The sequence below is a fragment of the Bradyrhizobium sp. dw_78 genome, assembly GCF_018449525.1.
Classification (GTDB): domain Bacteria; phylum Pseudomonadota; class Alphaproteobacteria; order Rhizobiales; family Xanthobacteraceae; genus Bradyrhizobium.
In genome coordinates this window covers 277,832-297,770 of record NZ_JAAVUS010000004.1, presented here as the reverse complement: position 1 = coordinate 297,770, position 19,939 = coordinate 277,832, and the positions used below count along the sequence as shown (strand labels likewise).

Here is a 19,939-nt window from a genome sequence, read left to right as displayed (position 1 = left end):
ACGAACGCAGACCGGTGTCACATAACGTTCACAAGGCGTTTTTATCGAGGCGCAGCGGCGTTTGCCAGGCCACTGGATCGAAATCATGATCAGCGTTGACGTCAGATCGGTGACCAAGACGTGGGGTGAAACGCTCGCAGTCGATGACGTCTCGTTCGCCGTCAGGAAGGGCGATCTCGTCGTCTTGCTCGGGCCGTCCGGATGCGGCAAGTCGACCATGCTGCGCCTGATCGCCGGGCTTGAGGAGCCGGCGGCCGGCTCGATCGAGATCGAAGGCCGCGATGTTCGCGGCCTGACCGGTTCCGCGCGCGGCGTCGCCATGGTGTTTCAGTCCTATGCGCTGTTCCCGCATCTTGATGTCGCCGACAACATCACCTTCGGTCTGTCGGTGCGTGGCATTCCGAGGCAGGAGATGGCACGGCGGCTTGACAAGATCGCGGCGCTGCTCGGGCTGGAAGCGTTGTTGCGGCGCAAGCCTGCTCAGCTTTCCGGCGGGCAGCAGCAACGCGTCGCGCTTGGCCGGGCGCTGATTGCCGAGGCGCCGGTCTGCCTGCTCGACGAGCCGTTGTCCAATCTGGACGCCCAGTTGCGGCAGGAGTTGCGCCGCGAGATTCGCGCTCTACAGCAACGGCTCGGTATCACCATGATCTACGTGACGCATGACCAGACCGAAGCCATGAGCATGGCCGACCGCGTCATCCTGATGCGGGCCGGCCGCATCGAGCAGAACGGCACGCCGGCCGACCTCTACGAGCGGCCGGCGACTTTGTTCACCGCCCGTTTCGTCGGCGCCGCGCCGATGAGCTTGCTCGATCTCGATGACGGTCCCTCTGGCGCGGTGGTTGCCGGCACCACGGGACCCGCGCTTTTCCTAGGCTCCGGGCGTGGCCGCGTGCTCGGGCTGCGGCCGGAAGACGTGACGGTGGATATCGCGAACCGGCCCGGCCGATTTCATGTGGCTGTCACGGCGGTCGAATATCTCGGCGCCGAAGCCCTTGTCACCTGCATGATCGGGGAGCGACCGATCATGGCCCGAACGCGGGGCGGCAGTGCTCCGGCGGTAGGCGCCACGGTAGGTCTCGTTTGGGATGCTTCGGCTGGGCATGTGTTCGATGCCGCGAGCGGGGCGCGCCTTGCCATCGAAACTGGCGCGGGACCGCTGTCGACGCGTCTGCACACAACTGCAAATCAGGGGAGCACTCGCGCATGAACATATTGACCCGGCTGACGATCGCCGCGACGCTGGCAGTTACGGCTCTCGGTGCCTCGGACGCATCCGCGACCGACATCACCTTCTATTATCCGATCGCCGTCGGCGGCCCGATCACGAAAGTCGTCGACGATTATGTCGCCGAGTTCAGCAAGACCCATCCCGATATCACCGTGAAGCCGGTCTATACCGGCAGCTATCAGGACTCGATCGTCAAGGCGATGACCGCCGCCAAGGCCGGCAACGCCCCCGACGTGGCGGTGTTGCTGTCGACCGACATGTTCACGCTGATCGACGATGAACTAATCGAGCCTTATGACGCGATCGCCAAGTCGGAGAGCGACCAGGCCTGGATCAAGTCCTTTTACCCGGCGTTCATGGAGAACAGCCAGGCCGACGGCCATACCTGGGGCATTCCGTTCCAGCGTTCGACGATTGTGCAATACTGGAACAAGGATGCCTTCAAGGCCGCCGGCCTCGACCCGGAAAAGCCACCGGCCAACTGGGACGAAATGGTCGCGTTCGGAAAGAAGCTGACCAAGCGCGATGCGTCCGGCGCGGTTACCCAATGGGGCCTGGAAATCCCGTCCTCCGGTTTCCCCTATTGGCTGTTTCAGGCGTTGACCACCCAGAACGGCGCCATTCTCGCCAATCAGGACGGCACCAAGGTCGCCTACAACGATCCCAAGGTGGTCGAGGCTTTGCAATTCTTCGCCGACCTCAGTCAGAAACATGAAGTGATGCCGAAGGGCGTCATCGATTGGGGAACGACCCCGAAGGATTTCTTCGAGGGCAAAACCGCGATGATGTGGACCACCACCGGCAACCTGACCAATGTCCGCAGCAACGCCAAGTTCGCGTTCGGCGTGGCGGCATTGCCGTCGAAAGTACGCGGCGGCTCACCCACCGGCGGCGGCAACATCTATATCTTCAAGAGCGGCGACAAGGCCAGACAGGCGGCGGCGCTGGAATTTGCCCGCTTCCTCTCCACGCCGGAGCGCGCGGCCGATTGGGGCATCGCGACCGGTTACGTTGCGACGCGGCCGGATGCGTGGCAGACCGACGCGATGAAGAAATATGTCTCCGGGTTCGCGTCGGCCGCAGTGGCGCGCGACCAGCTCAAGGAGGCGGTCGCCGAATTGTCGACGCACGACAATCAGCGTGTCACCAAGGCGCTCAACGATGCCTTGCAGGCCGTTCTGACCGGCGTGAAGCCAGCCAAGCCCGCGCTCGATGAGGCTCAGGCGGAAGCCACCCGCATCCTCGCCCGCTATCAGCCCTAGCCGGCGCTCCAGCCGGGGGCTATCACCCGGCTGGATGTGTCCCCCGCGATGCCGGAACGGCGCAGACCGCAACTGAACGTCCATGTGCAAGGCTGGCTGCTGGCGCTGCCGGCTGTCGTGCTGTTGGCGGCGTTCACGCATGTGCCTGCGGTCGCAACCGTCATCGATAGTTTCTTCTCGACCCCGCATGGGCGTCGGCCGGCTGCCTTTGTCGGCCTCGATCAGTACCGCACCATGATGGCTGATCCGATCTTCCGGCTGGCTCTCAAGAACAACCTGCTCTATGCGCTGATCACGGTGCCGGTCTCGATCGGCCTGGCGCTGGCGATGGCGCTCTGGGTCAAGGGCAGCATCCAGGGCCGCACCGCGCTGCGGCTTGCGTTCTTCACGCCGACCATCCTGCCGATGGTCGCGGCCGCCAATATCTGGCTGTTCTTCTACACACCGGATTACGGCCTGCTCAATCAGGTCCTCCGCGCCCTCGGCTTCAGCAGCGTCAATTGGCTCGGCAGCCCCGCAACCGCGTTGCCGGCGCTGATGGCGCTGACGATCTGGAAGGAGGCCGGCTTTTTCATGGTCTTCTTCCTGGCGGCGCTGCAACAGGTGTCGCCGGTGCTTTACGAAGCGGCGCGCATGGAAAACGCCAGCGGTTGGCTCGTCTTTCGCCGCATTACCTGGCCGCTGGTGATGCCGACAACGCTGTTCGTCGCGATCAACGCGCTCATCAACGCCTTTCGCGTCGTCGATCAGGTGATCGCGATGACCGGCGGCGGCCCGAACAACGCAACGACATTGCTGCTGTATTACGTGTTTCAGGTCGCCTTCAATTTCTGGGATAGTGCCTACGCAGCCGCTCTGTCGACCGTGCTTCTGTTGGTGCTTGCGATCGTCGCGTTCCTGCAATTCTTTCTGCTCGATCGCAAGATTCACTATCGCTGAGGGAACAGGACATCGATGCTCAACCGACTGGGAGAGTTCGCATCGACCGTCATTGCCTGGCTGTTCGGGCTGATCTGGGCGTTGCCGCTTCTGTATGCGATATGGGCCGCGGTTCATCCATCCGCATTCGCAACCCGTTTCGATCTTCTCGCACCGCTCACCCTGCAGAACTTCGGGCGCGCCTGGGCCGCGGCACCCTTCGCCCGCTATTTCCTCAATACCGCCCTGCTTGTGCTCGGCGTCATGGCCGCGCAGTTCGTGATTTGCACGCTGGCTGCCTTCGGGCTGGCGCGCTGGAAGTTCTTCGGCAGCGGAGTCCTTTTCGCGCTGATCCTGGTGCAGCTAATGGTCACGCCGGACGTGCTCATCATGGAGAATTACCGGACGCTGCAGAAGCTCGGGTTGATCGATACGCTGACCGGAGTCGGTCTGCCCTATGTCGCTTCGGCTTTCGGCATCTTCCTTCTGCGCCAGAGTTTCAAGTCGATTCCGAAAGAGCTCGACGACGCGGCCCGAATGGAAGGTGCCAGCACGTTGCAGACGATCCGGCGCGTCTATCTTCCCTTGGCCCGCCCGGTCTACGTGGCCTATGGCCTCGTCTCGGTCAGCTATCACTGGAATAATTTCCTGTGGCCGCTGATCGTAACCAATTCCGTCGAGACCCGGCCGCTGACGGTCGGCTTGCAGGTTTTCGCTTCGGTCGATCAGGGGATCGACTGGTCGGTGATTTGCGCCGCCGCGCTGATGACCTCGGCGCCGCTGATGATCGCGTTCCTGTTGTTTCAGCGCGCCTTTATCCAGAGCTTCCTGCGCGCCGGCATCCGTTAGTGCATGATCCGGAGAAGGGGGGGGCCAGGTTTTCCTGGCCGGCGTAACGCCATGCATTCTATAAGTTAGTACAATGCGTCGATTGAACTATACTTTACGTCGGAATTGACTCGCAAATCATGCAATTCGGATTTGCAATCACCATTTTAACCGATACAAATAAGAAAAAATACGCCGGATTGAACCAGCGTGATCGCTTAGACCCTTGCGAGGGCGATAAGCGAACCGCGCAGACGAGCCGGCCCGAGAAAAACAAAAGAGCCCTCAACCAGAGGGCGGAGTCCAAGGGGAGGAATATCATGCAGGCCACCGGCAGCATTGACGTTGAGAATTTCATAGACGAGCAGCCCATCTCGCCTGTGCAGTGGTTTTTGTTCGGGCTTTGCTTCACGGCGATCCTGCTGGACGGTTTCGACACCGCGGTGATCGGCTATATCGCTCCGTCCCTGATATCCGAATGGAACGTGTCGCGACCGGATCTGGCGCCGGTGCTCAGCGCCGCGTTATTCGGACTTGCAGCCGGTGCTCTTGTCGCCGGGCCGATAGCGGATCGATTTGGCCGCAAGACCATGCTCATTGCCTCTGTAACAGTGATGGGCATCGCGACGCTCGCGTCGTCCTTCTCTGGCAGTCTGGATCAACTCGTCATTTGGCGGTTTGTCAGCGGACTCGGGCTCGGCGCGGCAATGCCAAGCTCTGTGACATTGATGAGCGAGTTATGTCCGGCGTCGCGTCGCGCAACCCTGACCAACGCGTCGTTCTGCGGCTTTCCGGTCGGGGCTGCGTTCGGCGGCTTCCTGGCCGCATGGATGATTCCCGCGTTCGGCTGGCGCAGTGTTCTCGTTCTCGGCGGCGTCGTGCCGCTTGCCCTGGCTGTGTTGATGTTCCTGGCCCCGGAATCACCGCGCTATATGGTGGCGAGGAGATTTCCGGTCGAGCGCATTCGTGCGGTGTTACGCCGTATATCCTCGACGCTCTCCCCCTCGGCATCGATCACGATGACGGAGGCGCGGGCGGAAACGGCTGGCGGCGGTCTTCGTCTGGTGCTTTCTCCTCGCTACATCGTCGGTTCGATGATGCTGCTATTGGCTTATTTTTTCGCGCTGATCGTCTTCTATGCCGTCGTGAACTGGATGCCGACCTTGTTCAAGGATGCTGGCATCAGCGGCAGCACCGCAGCCCTCATATCCAGCCTGTTCACATTGGGCGGATGCGGTGCCGTGCTATCGGGATGGCTCATGGACAGGGTCAATGCCAAACTGGTCATTGCCGCCGGATTTGTTCTGGCTGCGATCGGAATCTATGCGATCGGGCATAGCGTCGATAATCTTGGCCTGCTGACGGCTTCGGTCTTCATCGGCGGAGCATTTTTGACGACCTCCCTGACGTCGCTTCCGGCGCTTGCGGCATCGTTCTACCCGACGGCAGGGCGCACCACAGGGGTCGCGTGGATGCTCGGGTTTGGCAGATTCGGAGGTGTGGCGGGATCGTATCTCGTCGCTGAATTGAGTCGACGGCACATGACCTTCGCCGATACCTTCCTCATCGTGGCCATCGCCAGCTTGGCCTCGGCCGCTTCTGTCATCGTAATGCAACTGGTGTATTCGGACTCCAAGCGCGCGGTTGAGGCGACCGCCGCAAGCGAGGCGGTTGCGCATTAGATCAGCTGGCGCGCCGATTGGGTGAGGCGCGCCATCGCTTCGAACAAGGAAAGTCGAATGTACGATTTGGTTGTGGTCGGTCACGGAGCCGCGGGTCTGTCTGCGGCCATAGCGGCCGCCGAAATAGCTAAAGATTCCTGTATTCTGGTTCTGGAGCATCTGTCCGAGCAAGACGGTGGCGGCAACACGAAATGGAGTCCCGCCAACACAAGGATGAAGTCGGTCGATGAAATGCCGGCCGGCTTCGAGCGGGACATGATGGCGACGACAGGCGGCCGGGGTGATCCCGCCTATTTTGCCAGATTGACGCGTGAAGCTCCCGACACGATGCGATGGCTGGAAAAACAAGGCGTCAAATTCGAATCCCTGGACTACCTCTTGAGCGCCGAGCACAAACGCATTCATCCGGTGGGTGGCGGAGCCGCTATCGTCCAGTCGCTGTCATCACAGGCAAAAAGATTGGGCGTGTCGATTCTTTATGATGCGAGAGCGGTACGGCTTTATCTTGGTCAAGAGGCGCATGGTGTTGAACTTGCCGACGGGCGACGGTTCGAGGCCAGGAGCATCGTTCTCGCGAGCGGCGGATTCGAGGGAAGTCCGGCGCTGCTACGCGAGCATTTTGGCCCGCGGGGCGAAACCCTCCGGCCCATCTCGCCTGGATCAGGCAGCAACGCCGGCGACGGCATAAGAATGGCGATCGAAGCCGGCGCAAGCATGAGCGGCGATTGGTCGGGAATGCACAGCGAACCGGTCGACCCGCGGAGCGATCGCGCGGCAGCGCTCATTCTGATTTACCCATATGGGATTGTTGTCGATACGCAAGGCAATCGCTTTTTTGATGAAGGCGCCGGGCTCGTCCACGACACGTGGGAGCGTTTTTCGCGGGCCGTTCATTTTGACACCCCGGACAGTTCGGGCTGGATTGTTTCAGACGCCAGGCTGTGGGATTTGCCCGGGACCAGGAACGCGATCCGGACCGATGCGCCGCCGATACAGGCGCCGACGCTCTCCGAACTGGCAAAAGCGATGAATGTTGATCCGAAGGCATTCGCGTACACGGTTGATAAGTACAATGCAGCTTGCGGGAATGACCTTTCGGGGTTTGACCCGGGGCGTCTTGATGGCCTCGCCACCGCCGACGGCTTGTTTCCGCGAAAATCGAATTGGGCGCGTCCTTTGGAGAAGCCGCCATTTGTCGCTTTTCCTGTCGTCTGCGGGATTGTCTACACGTTCGGCGGGATAGCCACCGACGCCGACGCGCGGGTGATCGGACAAAACGGTCCGATTGAACGCCTTTTCGCGGCTGGGGAAATGACGGGGCATTTCTACGGGACGGCTCCCAATTCGGTGGCGGTGATGCGGTCGCTCGTTTTTGGACGCATTGCAGGGCAGGGGGCCGCTGCTCACTTTTGAGCGTTCAGCCTTTCGGCGGCGGTCACCGACGGCGCCGGAAGGCGCTGACCAAACGGAATACAGCGACCAAAGCGCATCGATGCTGCGTGCCCCTTGTCGATTTGCGCCCGTCCTGCCAGCCTGTGGTCCAAAAAGGGATGCGGCAATCGCCAGTCGCGACGCCGCTGTCGATTCCCTGAGGCAAACGGATTCGATTTAGATTAGGGTGCCCAGGGGCTGAATTCTTCGTTGTCTTGCTGTAACAGCATTGGCGTAGGTCGGCGGACGCTACATTCAGGTCCGGTGCATCGATCTTGCCGCCGGATCGCTTTGGATCGAGCGGGATAGAATGACTGGCTGGCGGATGATCGATCGGAGCGGGGCATGAGATTTCTGGGCTTTGCCTATCGATTCCTGTCCAATTTCGTTTTTCTGGTCGTGGTCTATTACAGCCTGAACTTCATGGATAAATATCCGCAGCGCGCCACGCTTGCGATCCTGGTGCTGATCCATTCGCTGATGCGCGCGGTGTCGTCGTTTCATTCGTTTTTTTTCTTCCGGCGCATCGAGCGTCTTGAGGCCGAGTCGCGCCGTCTGACGGCCATGGTCGGAGACGGTCCCGCCGCGACGGGCGCGCGCAAGCAACTCGTCAATGATGTCGCCGCTCTGCGGCGCGACGGCGAGATGAAGGTCTATATCGACCTGTTATTTCTCGTGCTGGTCGTGTTGCTGTGTATTTCGAAGATCATGACGGATTGAGTCGGTCACACGTTCCTTCGCTTGGCCTGGACCAGATGCTTGAGCCGGACCGGGCGGGCATGCGCCGTGGCCGGCGTTCCGCGCGGAGGCTTTTGAGACGAAGGCGCCTGGGACGAAGGCTCCTGAGTTGAAGGCTCCGGGGATGAAAGCTCCTGCGATGCGGTCAGTCGCTTGCCGCGGCCGGATTTGCCGCGGATGGCGCGTCGGGAGTTGCCGCCGTTTGCGGCCGCGGGCGGCGATTTGGGCTCGGGCAGGGGCGTCGGTTCCGAACGGGGCGCCAGCAGGGCGACCGTCTCGGCGGTCGGATGCGGCAGTTCCGGAATCTCGAAAACGGTCAGTGCCGGAACGGGCAGGGTAGCGGCGGCGCTATCGGTGAAAAGTGGCGCTGCCGGCCACGGCGTAGCCCGGGACAGCGGGCGGTGGCTTGAACGATCGAAGGGTTCGGCCAGCGGCACCAGTTCTCCGCCTTTGCCGGTGAAATCGGACAGCGCGGGTGCGGCCAGCGCGTCAGCGTCGGCAACAGCGAAATTGGGCACTTTGGGCCAATGCGAGATCGCCACGGTTTCCAGCGGCGGATGCATCAGCCATTGCTGCGGCTCGGTCGGCGTGGCCGGTCGGTCCGGCGTCGCCGCCACCACATGGACGATGTGATAACCGCGCGCCTTCAGGGTCGCCAGGATTCTCGGCAATGCCGCGACGGTCCGAGCCTGGATGTCGTGAAGCAGGAGAATCCCCTTTCCCTTGGCCTCGATCCGCTGGATCGCGAGATCGTAAACCCGCTGCGACGAAATATGCCGCCAGTCGTCGGCCGGAAAATCGGCGCTCCAGGTCTGGATGCCCTGCGAGGCGAGATAATCCTCGACGGCGGTGGCGCGCTCCAGGCCGGGGATCCGGAAGAACGGCGCGAGCGTTTTGTCGGCGTCATCCCCAAGCGCGGCCTTGACCGAAGCGATGCCATCGTCGATTTCCGCCTTGGCTCGCTCGATCGGCATTCTGTTCATGGTGAGCGGATGATTTTGGGTATGGGTGCCGATGGTGTGGCCGGCGTCGCGGAGTTTGCGGATGCCTTCCGGATAGACCCGGGCCATCTGGCCGATGGCAAAAAAATTCGCCTTGATGCACTGCGCGGCGAGGATGGCCAGAATCTGATTGCTGTTGCGCGGCAGCGGGCCATCATCGAATGACAGCACCACCTCATGGTCCCGCAGCGGCAGGGTTTCGGCATATTGCATGGTGCCGATCCGGGGATGCTGCCGGGGATCGACCACGATCGTCCGCGAGGTGCCGAGCGCGTCAGGATTGCCGGGGCAATCGGCGGCGGACACGGCCTGCGCGGCGATGCAGGTAAACAGCGCCAACGACAGCGCCGCGCTTGAAACGGCCCATTGCCGCATCCGGGGGCCGACGAGAGCCTTGCGGATCATGAAGTACCGTCACTTTCGTTTATGAAATCGTCATACAGGCCGCGCCGTGAACGGAAGCTTAATCGTTCGATCTTCATTGGCGGCTTTGGGGGTCAGGGCAGGCGGGCGATGCCGGTCGGGGGAACTGCCGGCACCAGATGGACCACGCGGTAGTGGTTTTCCTTGAGGTAGCGCAAGAAAGCCGGCAGCATCGCGGCGGTATGCGCCTTCGGATCGTGCAGCAGGATGATGCCCCTGCCGGCGGCTTCCAGCCGGCCGGTGAGCAGCTTCAGCTCTTCCGCGGGGGTCATCGGATTCCAGTCGCTGGCCCAAAGGTCGGCGCCGAACACGACGATACCGCGCGACTGCAGCAGGTCGAGCGTCGCTGGCGTGCTCTCGAAGCCTGGAAAGCGAAAAAACGGTGTGCTCGGCTTGGTGGTGGCCACGCCATGCAGCACCCTTTCCACTGCCGAGATGCCGTGATCGATTTGCGCGACGGCTTGGTCCGGCTTGATTTGGGCGAGGCTGGGATGCGTCCAGCTATGGGTTCCGATCGTATGACCTTCGGCCGCGATCCTTCGCACCAGATCCGGGTGTTCCGATGCGGGCTTGCCGATCAGAAAGAACGTCGCATGCACGCATTCATGGGCCAGCGCCGCCAGCACTTTCGGCGTGGTGGCGGGCCAGGGGCCATCGTCGAAGGTCAGCACCACCTCGTGATCTTCCAGCGGCAGGGTCTGCGGAAAGCTTTTGAGGCCGACCCGCGGCGTCGTGACGGCATCGACGGCGAGAATGCGTGAGGTGCCGAGCGCGTCCTTGTTGGAACACTCCGCCGCCTGAGCCGTTGCGATCAACGCCATCGAGACCGCGACCGCAAGGCCGGCGCCCAGCGCGTGCGCGAGCCTGAAAGTCCGTTTTCGCCAGAGCATGTTTTTCATTGCGCTCGGTATAGCCCATTGGGTAATGCGTGAAGCCGTAGCTCAGACGAATTCAGTAATCCAGTCAAACCGGTGAGGCACGGCATGGCCGAAGACATGGACATCGCCAGACCCGCCGATGCGATCCTCGGCCACCTTCCGATGCGCGACGAAAATGGCGAAATTCGCCCGGAATTCGTCGCTGAAATCACGCGCGCCATTCATGAGGCGGACACGGCGCCGCTGCGCGAAATCGTGGCCGAATTACATGAGGCCGATCTCGGCGATCTGGTCGCGGCGCTCGCCCCCGACGACCGCGTCAGCCTCGTGGAACTGACCGGCGCGGATTTCGACTTCTCGGCGCTCAACGAGGTCGATGACGCGGTCCGCGAGGAAATCCTCGAGGAGCTCGAACCGGAGACGGTTGCAGAGGGCGTTCGCGAACTGGAATCCGATGACGCCGTCGAACTGCTCGAGGCGCTGGACGAGAAGGATCAGGAAGAGATCCTGGAGAAGCTGCCGCAGGAAGAGCGCGACACGCTTGAGCGCAGCCTGCTTTACCCGGAGAATTCCGCCGGCCGCCGGATGCAGTCCGAGTTCATCACCGTGCCGCCGGACTGGAACGTGGGGCAGGCGATCGACTACATGCGCAACACGCCGGACCTGCCGCATCGCTTCTATGAAATCTACGCGGTCGATAAGGCGCAGCACTGGCAGGGCGCCATATCGCTCGACGCGCTGCTGCGTTCGCGCCGGCCGGTGCCGCTCGCCGATTTAATTGACGAAGACCGCCGCCGCGTCTCGGCCCTGGACGACCAGGAAGAGGTGGCGCGGATGTTCGGCAAATATAATCTGGTCGCCGCACCCGTCGTCGATACCACCAACCGGCTGGTCGGCGTCATCACCATCGACGACGTGGTCGACGTGATCGAGGAAGAGGCCGACGAGGACCTGAAGGCGCTGGGTGGCGTGACCAGCGACGAAGAACTGTCCGACAGCGTCCTCACCACCGCCAAAGGCCGTTTCAACTGGCTTCTGGTCAATCTCGCCACCGCTTTCCTGGCGTCTTCGGTGCTGGGCCTGTTTGAAGGTCAGCTCGAAAAGATGGTGGCGCTCGCGGTGCTGGCGCCGATCGTGGCGAGCCAGGGCGGCAATGCCGCGACCCAGACCATGACGGTCGCGGTGCGCGCGCTGGCGACCCGTGAGCTTGGTTCGAACAATGCATTCCGCGTGGTGGTGCGCGAGGCCCTGGTCGGCCTCGTCAACGGCGTTGCGTTCGCCCTCATCACCGGCGTTGCCGCGGTCGCCTGGTTCAAGATTCCCGGACTGGGAATTGTCATCGGCCTCGCCATCATCTGCAATCTTGTGGCCGGGGCGCTCGGCGGCATCCTGATCCCGATCGTGCTGGAACGGGTGCGGGCCGACCCGGCGGTGGCGTCAGGCACCTTCGTCACGACGATTACCGATGTTGTCGGTTTCTTCTCGTTTCTCGGGATCGCGACGCTGTGGTTCGGGCTGAACTAGGCCGGCTCCAAGGACCGGCTTATCGTTAATCCGAACTTAATGTGCATGGCTGATACTGTCTCAAGCGTGGGGTGGAACATGCAACGCTTGCGGTTAAAGGCGGACGGACGGATCGTCGAATTGCGGGACGGGCAGGAGTTTCCGCTCGCCCCGGTGGCGCCTTTCGTCGCACCGCTGCCGACATCGACCGCTCCGCGGGAGACGGTGCCGCCGGCCGGTGTTCGCGACCTTCGCCGCCGGGCCAGGCTGACCCAGCTTGAATTTGCCGCGCGGCTCGGCGTCCCCGTCGAGACCATTCGCAATTGGGAGCAGGGCAAGCGCATGCCGCGCGGACCGGCGCGGGCTTTGTTGGCCGTGATTGCGCACGCGCCCGATACCGTTTTTGCCGCGCTGGCGACGGAGCCGTCGGCGGTCTGAGTTGGCAGCGCGGGCTCCAAGTATCATAATGGGACTCGATCGAGTATCCGCCCATGCAATTCGTCGAGGCCAATGACGCAAAAATCCCGGCAATCGGACTGGGCACCTGGGAGTTGCGCGGGCGAATCTGCGCGCGCCTGGTCGAGCAGGCGTTGCGGCTCGGCTATCGCCATATCGACACCGCGCAGATCTATGAGAACGAACGCGAGGTCGGCGAGGGGCTGCGCGCGTCCGGGGTGAAGCGCGACGAGGTGTTCGTGACCACCAAGGTCTGGACCACCCATTTCGCGCCGATCGATCTCGAACGCTCCACCAAGGAAAGCCTGAGCAAGCTGCATCTTTCCGAAGTCGATCTGCTGCTGCTGCACTGGCCCAATCCGCGGGTGCCGCTGCAGGAGACCCTGGGCGGGCTCGCCCATGTCAAGAAACTCGGTTTGACGCGGCACATCGGCGTCTCGAATTTCACCGTGGCTCTGATCGAAGAGGCGGTCGCGGCCTGTCCGGAGCCGCTGGTATGCGATCAGGTCGAATTCCATCCCTATCTCGATCAGGCCAAGGTACGGGATGCCTGTGCCCGAAACGGCCTCGCCGTCGTTGCCTATAGCCCGGTCGCCAAGGGCCGGATCAAGAACGACCAGATGCTGGCCCGGATCGGGCAGGGCCACGGCAAGACCGCAGCCCAGGTCTGCCTGCGCTGGCTGGTGCAACAGAATGTTGCCGCGATACCGCGGACCTCGCGGATCGAGCGGCTGTCGGAAAACATCGATATTTTCGACTTCGAACTGTCGGAGGCGGAGATGCGGCGGATATCTGCGATGGGGACGCCAAAGGGACGGCTCACCGATTTCGGTTTCGCGCCGAAATGGGATTGAGATATGCTCGCCGCGGCTGGGACGAGCGTGTGATCGGGTACGGTGGACTTTCGGCGGATTATAGGCTCAGGCATCGCGGCATCGGCGATTGTGCATCTGTCGTTTCTGATGCTGGTGATCTTCTTTACCGAGGTTCGTCCTCTCGGTTCGGTCACGGCTGAGCCGATCGCGGTCGACATCGTTGCGCCCGATGAGGTGAAACCCGACCCGCCGCCGACGCCAAAAGACGCCAGCGCCTTCGATATTCCCGGGAAGTCGGTCGATTCCAGTCCGCCGTCGGCCGCCGCGGCACCGGCCGCCCCGTCACAGGCCGCTTCATCACAGGCTGCACAGGCTGCTTCGCCACAGGCCGCCACGCCGCAACAACAACAGGCCGCAGTGGAGCAGGCCATGCCATCCCCGCCCGAGCCGGATCCCGCACCCAATGCGGCACAAAGCCCGGTACCGGAGCCGGTGACGAGTCCCAGTCCTCCGCAGCAGGCTGCGGCGCAACCGTCGGCGCCGGCTTCGCCACAGCAGGCCTATGTTCCGGCGCAACCCGATCTTTCCATCAAATATCATGTGATGCTGGGGTTGCCGCAGGACAAGCCCGGCGACGGCTTCGACACCGTGGCGATCCAGAAGGCCGACGTCGCATCCGGTCCCGTCGCGGAGTTTCGGCGGCATCTGAAGACCTGTTCGACGTTGCCCAAATCGGTGACGCCGTCAGACAAGGTCGCGATCAAATTACGCGTGTTCATGACGCCCAATGGAAGGCTCGCCGCGCCGCCGCTTCTGATCGAGGCCAGCGCGTCCGCCAAGGGGCCGGCCTTGATGCAGAGCGCCATCAGCGCCCTGCAGGCGTGCCAGCCCTATGAGATGCTGCCGGCCGACAAATATGGCGAGTGGAAAGTGCTCGATCTCAGCTTCACCCCGGAAGACTTCACCGGCGCATCCTGACGTCCCGCCGCGGCCGGCTCATGTTTGGCCCGGTTGAGTTTGGCGGGTTGAGCGCGTTCCGGGCGATGTGGCATGATGGCGGGCAATCAATGCAAGGATTTCCACGCATGGCGCTGAAGCTTGTCGTCGGCAACAAGAACTATTCGTCGTGGTCGATGCGGCCCTGGCTCGCGCTGCGGGCCAGCAACATTGCTTTCGACGAGGTGTTCATCCCGATTTACAACGGCGAAGCCGACAAGAAGCGGATCCTTGGCTTCACGCGTTCGGGCAAGGTGCCGGTGCTGGTCGATGGCGACATCACGGTCTGGGATTCGCTCGCTATCATCGAATATGCCGCGGAGAGGTTTCCAGAAGCGCATCTGTGGCCGGAGGATCGCGCCAGCCGCGCCCAGGCGCGTTCGATTTCGGCGGAAATGCATTCGGGTTTCATGGCGTTACGCAACGAATGCGGGATGAATCTGCACCGCCCGGTCGGAGCGATTCCGCTGTCGGACGACGCGCGCGCCAACATCGCCCGCATCCAGGATATCTGGATCGGATGCCGGGAACGCCACGCCAAAGCGGGGCCCTTCCTGTTCGGCACCTTCAGCGGCGCGGATGCGATGTACGCGCCGGTGGTACACCGTTTTCGCACCTACGCGATCAAGCTGGCGCCCGAGGCGGAAGACTACATGGCTGCGATGATGGCGCTGCCGGCCTTTCAGGAATGGACGCGCGCAGGCCTGGCCGAGACGCTCGTGATCGAGAAGTTCGAAACGGTATGATGCCCCTGCCACGGCCTTTGCTCACGTCATGATAACTTGACGGGTCGCGGGTAAAGCGTCTCAATCTCGAACCCGATTAACGCGAAAGGCTTTTGATCATGGGAATTCTTGATTCACTGGAAAATTCGCCGGCGTTCAGGGGCGCGCTTGGCCAGCTCGGAAGTGCCGTGCTTCCGGTCGTCTTGAGCGAAGTTCTCGGCAATGGCAGCCAGGGCGGCCTTTCCGCTGTCGTCGCCAAGTTGCAGCAAGCGGGTTTGGGCGATCAGGTCAAATCCTGGCTTGGCAACGGCCAGAACCTGCCGATCACGGCCGAGCAGCTCCAGGAAGTGCTGGGCAGCGATACGGTCAAGCAGCTGGCTGCGCGGTTCAACATTCCTGTGGACCAATTGTCCCAGATTTTGGCGCAGGAACTTCCGAAATCGGTCGACGGCGCCAGCCCGAACGGTCATCTGCCGGCCTCGGCCTGACCGGGCTGATTTGACGGTTCCGGAGCTCGGCTCCCGGATTTCCGGAAAACCGGCAGAAAATCACTTATCGCACTGAAAAACCTGCAAAATCCGCGCACTTGCCATGCCCGGATGATGCTGGCCAAAGAGACTTGCGCTGTGCTAGATTTTATTAAGGATTTTCGGATGGCCGTTGCTGCGGGGACCGCGAGCATGGCCTGTGTTCAGAGTACAGGGAGAAGGGCGTTGAAGCATAAATTCAGCGTTGGAGAGACCGTTTATTTCACCGCCAGCAACGTTGCCCGTCCGGCCGCCAGTGGCACCTATGAAGTGATTCGTCTGCTTCCGACCGATGGCGATGACTGTCAGTATCGGATCAAAAGTTCGACCGAGGCGTTCGAGCGCGTGGCCAAGGAAAGCCAGCTCGCCATTTCCTGAACGACCACGCGCCTGATCGCGTGAAACGGCAAGGGAACCGTTTCAACCGTCGTCAAAAGGCCCCGTTCCCAACAGCATTTTGCACAGACTGAAGCAAGAATCGTGTTCACCTTCGGTGAAGGCGTTCTATGCTGCGTCGAAGGACATTACGCATGAATTGGGCTTGGGCAACATCGCTCGATCAGGTCTGGCGCTCGCCGGCCTTCCCGATGTGGCTGACTGTGGCCGCCGCGGGATTCTTCGGGATCATCGTTTTCGTCACGCTGTTGCGCGCCGAGAAATCGGTCGCCAACGGAGCGCTGACCGTCATCACGCTGCTGGCGATCGGCGTCGCGGTGGCCTCGACTCTTCGCAGCTTCGGGCCGCCCGGCGGCGGCGGCGCTCCCGTATCCACGTCAACTCAGCAGCCGCCGGTGGTGAACGCGGCGCTGCCGGCCTTGTCGTGCGTCGACGACCTCGCCGGAGAAGTCGTTTTGACGGCCTGCGAGAAGGTGTTGTTCGGCTCGGCCGAATCCGCCGCCGCGGCGGTGTCGTATGCGGCGGCCCGGCTGACGCGCTTGATGTCGTTCGGCGACGTCGTGACAGCCGACAAGAACATGACGCCGGATCTGCAGGCGCTGCGCAGCTCGATCGAGCGCGACCGCTATGGACTGGCGGCCCACGTGCTGCTGGCGCGCGACCATTGCACGCCGGCGGAATGCGCGGCCTTCAACTCGCTCACGGACCACAGCCGGATCGTCGCGAACATGGATCAGCAGGTCTATGACGGCTTGGTTTCGCATTATGCGCCGGGTTGGAACGCGCCTGTGACGACCGGAACGACGATGGGCGCGCTCGCCGCGTTTCCTCCGTCGGTGCCGACGGGCAGGCCGACCAACGCGGATTTTCCAAGCGCCGCTTCCACACCGCCGGTCAGCATCATGACGCCTGAGCCGGGTTCGGGCGCCGGATCGCGCACCCCGCCCGCAACGGCGGGCACGCCGCCACCGCATCCGGCCGCAACGGCCACGACGCCGACGGCGGCCAAGAAACCCGCGCCGAAACCGCGCGCGGCGGCGGCGCCTGTCCAGATCGCGCCGTCTGCGCCCGCAGCGCCTGCGGCGGCTCCCGCCGCGTCAAACCAGTGAGTGTTTCAGGATCGATGCCGCTTCATCTCATCAAGCTTGCCGTCGGCTGTGATTCCGTCAAGGAACTGAAAGGCTGGGTTGCCGAGCGCATGCGGGTCGCGAAGCAGAAGGGCCTGCCGCGCCATCACATCCACATCACCCGCATGGTGCCGAAGCGCGACCAGGAGATTTTGGCGGGCGGATCGCTTTACTGGGTGATCCGCGGCGAAATCGCGGCGCGGGAAAAGATCGTCGCGATCGAGCCGTTCCGCGACCGCGACGGCATCGGACGTTGCCGCCTGGTCTTGCAGCCCAAGGTGATCGCCGTGCTGCCAAGGCCGATGCGTCCGTTCCAGGGCTGGCGCTATTTCGAGGATCGCGATGTCCCGCCGGACCTGGATTCGGCAGGCACGGGCCTTGCGGCGATGCCTGAGCCGATGCGTCGCGAATTGCGCGAGCTTGGACTGCTTTGAAGCGTTTTCGAGCGAAGTGAATGCCGGTTCGCGTGAAGAAAACGCGTCAAAATAACAATCTGGAGCTTCGGTTCTGATTCAATCAGAACCGGTCATGCCCCAGAGCTGGATGACTTTTCCTCGAATAGTCATCCAGCTCTATCTTTTTGTTTGAGCATGATCTTTTCGGAAAACCGGCTCCCACTTTTCCGGATCATGCCCTGGCGTCGGAGGCTTGCACCTCAGGCCGCGATATTATCGATCAGCCGGGTCTTGCCGAGCCTTGCCGCCACCAGGATCCGCATCGGGCCGTCCTTCACCGAGTCGATCGGCGCCAGCGTTTCGGCGTGGCGGAGCTCGAAATAATCCAGCGTGAAACCGGCCGCGACGATCATTTCCGCGCCGCCCGCCATCGCGGCGTTGACATCATCGCCGGCCCGCAAGCGGCGGACGCTTTCCTTCATGGCGCGGTACAGCGCCGGCGCCGTCTGGCGTTCCTCCGGCGACAAATAGACGTTGCGCGAGGACATCGCGAGGCCGTCGCGCTCGCGCACGGTTTTCGACCCCGTCACCTTGACGCCGAGATCGAGATCCCTGGCCATCTGCGCGATGACCCGCAATTGCTGAAAATCCTTTTCCCCGAACATCGCGAAGTCGGGCCGGACTTGGGCGAACAGCTTGCCGACCACGGTGGCGACGCCGCCGAAAAAATGCGGCCTGAAACGATCCTCCAGACCGGCGGTCGCCGGTCCCTCCGGCACGATGCGCGTGGCGAAGCCGTCCGGGTACATGGTCTTGACGTCCGGATTCCAGACCAGGTCGACACCTTCGTCCGAGAGCTTGGCGATGTCGGTCTTCCAGGTGCGCGGATAGGAGCCGAAATCTTCTGTCGGCGCGAACTGGGCGGGATTGACGAAGATCGAAACCACGACCTTCCTGGCTCGGCGCTTGGCGAGCCGGACCAGCGACATATGGCCGTCATGGAGCGCTCCCATGGTTGGCACCAACGCGACCGTGGCCTTGCGCGCGCGAAGGCCATCGAGCGCGCGATGCAGTGCAGGGATCGTGCGGGCGATCATGGGGCTTCGCGACATTGGGGCTCGGTCTGTAAGGGGCCGGTTCTGGCCTGACGGCGGGAACACCAACCCTATCAAGGCTGATGCTCTCTCGCCAAGTGGACAGAGTGGACAGTCGGCAAATCGGTCGCGGATCAGAACGCGGTTCATGGCGCATCGCGCCGGCCGTTCTGCGCGCGTGATTCACCATCACGACAGGCGATCGGGGATTGAATGGCGTCGTCGCGCATTTCACTTGACCGCCGTCGCGCGCGATTTGAAGATGTCGGCAGGGGACGAATGATGCTGGTGCAGACTACCCAGGGGCAATCGGGTTCGGCACATGTCGTTGTGCTGGGCAACGAGAAGGGCGGTTCGGGCAAATCGACCGCCGCCTTGCACATCGCCGTCGCCCTGATGAAGGCAGGTCAGCGCGTCGCCACCATCGACCTCGATTGCCGCCAGCAGAGCTTTACCCATTACATCAACAACCGGCGTGCCTGGGCGCGCCGCACCGGCCTCGATCTCGAGGTTCCCGTCCATTGTTGCATCAAGCTCGGCGAGACCATGCAGATCGCCGACAACGAATCTTCCGAGTTGCAGCAATTCGTGGACGCGGTGAGCGCGGTCGAACGCACGTTCGATTTTCTCGTCATTGATACGCCGGGCTCCGACAGCTACCTGATGCGGCTGGCGCACTCGATGGCCGACACGCTGGTGACGCCGATCAACGACAGCTTCCTCGATTTCGACGTGCTCGGCACCGTCGATCCCGCCACCTATGCGGTGACCGGCGAGAGCCATTATGCCGAAATGGTGCGGGACACGAGGCGCAGGCGCCGCCAGCTCGATGGCGTGAATTGCGATTGGATCGTGGTCCGCAACCGGCTGTCGATGCTGGGCTCGCGCAACAAGCAACTGGTTGCCGACAGCCTCAAGGAACTGTCGTTCCGGCTCGGCTTCCGCGCGATCGACGGTTTCGCCGAACGCGTGGTTTATCGCGAATTCTTTCCGCGCGGGCTGACCGCGCTCGACGATCTCGACGAGGCCACGCTGGGCACCCGGCCGAGCCTGGGCCATGTCACCGCGCGCGAGGAGGTCATGAGCCTGTTGCGGGAGCTGAAACTACCTCTGGACGAGCGCGGCCGGCGCCGCGCCGCCAACCGCGCCGAGTGGTTCAGCCAGATCGACAAGCCGCTCGACGTCCACGACATCATCGGCGTTTGATCCCCGAAGCGCGAGGCGCCTCATCCTGAACCGGGCGTCCGGCGCAGAGCACAGTTTGGTGTCTCGCATTTATGGCGTTTTACCAAGGATTTGTGCCCGACTTTCATTGCCGTCGTCGTTCGTAACTTCGGGTGGAGGCGGGGGGCCTCTGCACCCCCAGTAGTCAATTTGCCCAATATTAGGGTGCATCGCACAACGATCAGGCGGCTAACTCACAACATTTAGCCTTTCTGTCACGGGGCTGTGACATATACTGCGGACAAGGGACCGAAGAGTTTCAAGGTTGAGGATGCCCACCGAGAGGCCG

Annotated in this window: 20 protein-coding genes; 17 read left to right on the top strand and 3 right to left on the bottom strand. The window is 62.5% G+C overall.

Annotation, left to right across the window (positions count from 1 at the left end; translation table 11 throughout):
- Window positions 1-85 precede the first annotated feature (85 nt).
- The 7 genes from HB630_RS13295 (at window position 86) to HB630_RS13265 (ending at window position 8,072) form a co-directional block, all read left to right on the top strand.
- A complete protein-coding gene (locus HB630_RS13295) occupies window positions 86-1,210 on the top strand; it encodes an ABC transporter ATP-binding protein (protein WP_213772702.1) in 1,125 nt (374 codons plus the stop codon).
- Window positions 1,207-2,493, top strand: a complete 1,287-nt coding sequence (locus HB630_RS13290) for an ABC transporter substrate-binding protein (RefSeq protein ID WP_213772701.1) — start codon at window positions 1,207-1,209, stop codon at window positions 2,491-2,493. Before HB630_RS13295 ends, HB630_RS13290 begins: the two co-directional genes overlap by 4 nt.
- A gap of 48 nt (window positions 2,494-2,541) precedes the next feature.
- The gene (locus HB630_RS13285; RefSeq protein WP_213772700.1) at window positions 2,542-3,432 is read left to right on the top strand and encodes a sugar ABC transporter permease; all 891 of its coding nucleotides are present in this window, start codon (window positions 2,542-2,544) and stop codon (window positions 3,430-3,432) included.
- Between the two features lie 15 nt (window positions 3,433-3,447).
- Window positions 3,448-4,260, top strand: coding sequence for a carbohydrate ABC transporter permease (locus HB630_RS13280; RefSeq protein ID WP_213772699.1), 813 nt, complete (start codon window positions 3,448-3,450; stop codon window positions 4,258-4,260).
- A 119-nt stretch (window positions 4,261-4,379) separates the two neighbouring features.
- On the top strand, window positions 4,380-5,921 hold the full coding sequence (locus HB630_RS13275; RefSeq protein WP_249780834.1) for an MFS transporter: 1,542 nt from the start codon (window positions 4,380-4,382) through the stop codon (window positions 5,919-5,921).
- Between the two features lie 57 nt (window positions 5,922-5,978).
- Window positions 5,979-7,334 (top strand): FAD-binding protein, encoded by a 1,356-nt coding sequence (locus tag HB630_RS13270; protein WP_213772698.1) that lies wholly within the window; start codon window positions 5,979-5,981, stop codon window positions 7,332-7,334.
- 363 nt (window positions 7,335-7,697) lie between these two features.
- On the top strand, window positions 7,698-8,072 hold the full coding sequence (locus tag HB630_RS13265) for a hypothetical protein (RefSeq protein ID WP_213772697.1): 375 nt from the start codon (window positions 7,698-7,700) through the stop codon (window positions 8,070-8,072).
- Window positions 8,073-8,077: 5 nt separating this feature from the next.
- On the opposite strand, the gene HB630_RS13260 is transcribed toward HB630_RS13265, so the two are convergent.
- Window positions 8,078-9,496: a polysaccharide deacetylase family protein gene (locus tag HB630_RS13260; protein ID WP_249780833.1), complete on the bottom strand. Its 1,419-nt coding sequence runs from the start codon at window positions 9,494-9,496 to the stop codon at window positions 8,078-8,080.
- Window positions 9,497-9,588: 92 nt separating this feature from the next.
- Window positions 9,589-10,413 carry a polysaccharide deacetylase family protein gene (locus HB630_RS13255; RefSeq protein WP_213772696.1) on the bottom strand — a complete coding sequence of 275 codons (825 nt, stop codon included), beginning with the start codon at window positions 10,411-10,413 and terminating at the stop codon, window positions 9,589-9,591.
- A gap of 84 nt (window positions 10,414-10,497) precedes the next feature.
- Here HB630_RS13255 and mgtE point away from each other — a divergent pair, with 84 nt between their 5' ends.
- From mgtE to HB630_RS13210, 9 genes are all read left to right on the top strand, one after another.
- Window positions 10,498-11,916: a magnesium transporter gene (gene mgtE, locus HB630_RS13250; RefSeq protein WP_213772695.1), complete on the top strand. Its 1,419-nt coding sequence runs from the start codon at window positions 10,498-10,500 to the stop codon at window positions 11,914-11,916.
- A 78-nt stretch (window positions 11,917-11,994) separates the two neighbouring features.
- Window positions 11,995-12,333: a helix-turn-helix domain-containing protein gene (locus HB630_RS13245; protein WP_213772918.1), complete on the top strand. Its 339-nt coding sequence runs from the start codon at window positions 11,995-11,997 to the stop codon at window positions 12,331-12,333.
- A gap of 53 nt (window positions 12,334-12,386) precedes the next feature.
- The gene (locus HB630_RS13240) at window positions 12,387-13,205 is read left to right on the top strand and encodes an aldo/keto reductase (protein WP_213772694.1); all 819 of its coding nucleotides are present in this window, start codon (window positions 12,387-12,389) and stop codon (window positions 13,203-13,205) included.
- Between the two features lie 42 nt (window positions 13,206-13,247).
- Window positions 13,248-14,144: a hypothetical protein gene (locus HB630_RS13235; protein WP_213772693.1), complete on the top strand. Its 897-nt coding sequence runs from the start codon at window positions 13,248-13,250 to the stop codon at window positions 14,142-14,144.
- 107 nt (window positions 14,145-14,251) lie between these two features.
- Window positions 14,252-14,908, top strand: a complete 657-nt coding sequence (locus tag HB630_RS13230) for a glutathione S-transferase family protein (RefSeq protein ID WP_213772692.1) — start codon at window positions 14,252-14,254, stop codon at window positions 14,906-14,908.
- A 98-nt stretch (window positions 14,909-15,006) separates the two neighbouring features.
- A complete protein-coding gene (locus HB630_RS13225) occupies window positions 15,007-15,375 on the top strand; it encodes a YidB family protein (RefSeq protein ID WP_213772691.1) in 369 nt (122 codons plus the stop codon).
- Window positions 15,376-15,600: 225 nt separating this feature from the next.
- A complete protein-coding gene (locus tag HB630_RS13220; protein ID WP_213772690.1) occupies window positions 15,601-15,792 on the top strand; it encodes a hypothetical protein in 192 nt (63 codons plus the stop codon).
- Between the two features lie 152 nt (window positions 15,793-15,944).
- Entirely contained in the window at window positions 15,945-16,919 is a 975-nt protein-coding gene (locus HB630_RS13215; RefSeq protein WP_213772689.1) for a hypothetical protein, read from the top strand.
- Between the two features lie 14 nt (window positions 16,920-16,933).
- Window positions 16,934-17,371, top strand: coding sequence for a DUF1489 domain-containing protein (locus HB630_RS13210; protein WP_213772688.1), 438 nt, complete (start codon window positions 16,934-16,936; stop codon window positions 17,369-17,371).
- Between the two features lie 221 nt (window positions 17,372-17,592).
- Here HB630_RS13210 and panC read toward each other — a convergent pair whose 3' ends face one another.
- Window positions 17,593-18,444 carry a pantoate--beta-alanine ligase gene (panC, locus tag HB630_RS13205; RefSeq protein ID WP_213772687.1) on the bottom strand — a complete coding sequence of 284 codons (852 nt, stop codon included), beginning with the start codon at window positions 18,442-18,444 and terminating at the stop codon, window positions 17,593-17,595.
- Between the two features lie 264 nt (window positions 18,445-18,708).
- On the opposite strand from panC, the gene HB630_RS13200 reads away from it, so the two are divergent.
- Window positions 18,709-19,632, top strand: a complete 924-nt coding sequence (locus HB630_RS13200; RefSeq protein WP_213772686.1) for a division plane positioning ATPase MipZ — start codon at window positions 18,709-18,711, stop codon at window positions 19,630-19,632.
- Window positions 19,633-19,939 lie beyond the last annotated feature (307 nt).

Coding starts and splice junctions, on each gene's coding strand:
- HB630_RS13295 (WP_213772702.1), top strand. CDS start 86: ATGATCAGCGTTGACGTCAGATCGGTGACCAAGACGTGGGGTGAAACG.
- HB630_RS13290 (WP_213772701.1), top strand. CDS start 1,207: ATGAACATATTGACCCGGCTGACGATCGCCGCGACGCTGGCAGTTACG.
- HB630_RS13285 (WP_213772700.1), top strand. CDS start 2,542: ATGCCGGAACGGCGCAGACCGCAACTGAACGTCCATGTGCAAGGCTGG.
- HB630_RS13280 (WP_213772699.1), top strand. CDS start 3,448: ATGCTCAACCGACTGGGAGAGTTCGCATCGACCGTCATTGCCTGGCTG.
- HB630_RS13275 (WP_249780834.1), top strand. CDS start 4,380: ATGCAATTCGGATTTGCAATCACCATTTTAACCGATACAAATAAGAAA.
- HB630_RS13270 (WP_213772698.1), top strand. CDS start 5,979: ATGTACGATTTGGTTGTGGTCGGTCACGGAGCCGCGGGTCTGTCTGCG.
- HB630_RS13265 (WP_213772697.1), top strand. CDS start 7,698: ATGAGATTTCTGGGCTTTGCCTATCGATTCCTGTCCAATTTCGTTTTT.
- HB630_RS13260 (WP_249780833.1), bottom strand. CDS start 9,496: ATGATCCGCAAGGCTCTCGTCGGCCCCCGGATGCGGCAATGGGCCGTT.
- HB630_RS13255 (WP_213772696.1), bottom strand. CDS start 10,413: ATGAAAAACATGCTCTGGCGAAAACGGACTTTCAGGCTCGCGCACGCG.
- mgtE (WP_213772695.1), top strand. CDS start 10,498: ATGGCCGAAGACATGGACATCGCCAGACCCGCCGATGCGATCCTCGGC.
- HB630_RS13245 (WP_213772918.1), top strand. CDS start 11,995: ATGCAACGCTTGCGGTTAAAGGCGGACGGACGGATCGTCGAATTGCGG.
- HB630_RS13240 (WP_213772694.1), top strand. CDS start 12,387: ATGCAATTCGTCGAGGCCAATGACGCAAAAATCCCGGCAATCGGACTG.
- HB630_RS13230 (WP_213772692.1), top strand. CDS start 14,252: ATGGCGCTGAAGCTTGTCGTCGGCAACAAGAACTATTCGTCGTGGTCG.
- HB630_RS13225 (WP_213772691.1), top strand. CDS start 15,007: ATGGGAATTCTTGATTCACTGGAAAATTCGCCGGCGTTCAGGGGCGCG.
- HB630_RS13215 (WP_213772689.1), top strand. CDS start 15,945: ATGAATTGGGCTTGGGCAACATCGCTCGATCAGGTCTGGCGCTCGCCG.
- HB630_RS13210 (WP_213772688.1), top strand. CDS start 16,934: ATGCCGCTTCATCTCATCAAGCTTGCCGTCGGCTGTGATTCCGTCAAG.
- panC (WP_213772687.1), bottom strand. CDS start 18,444: ATGTCGCGAAGCCCCATGATCGCCCGCACGATCCCTGCACTGCATCGC.
- HB630_RS13200 (WP_213772686.1), top strand. CDS start 18,709: ATGCTGGTGCAGACTACCCAGGGGCAATCGGGTTCGGCACATGTCGTT.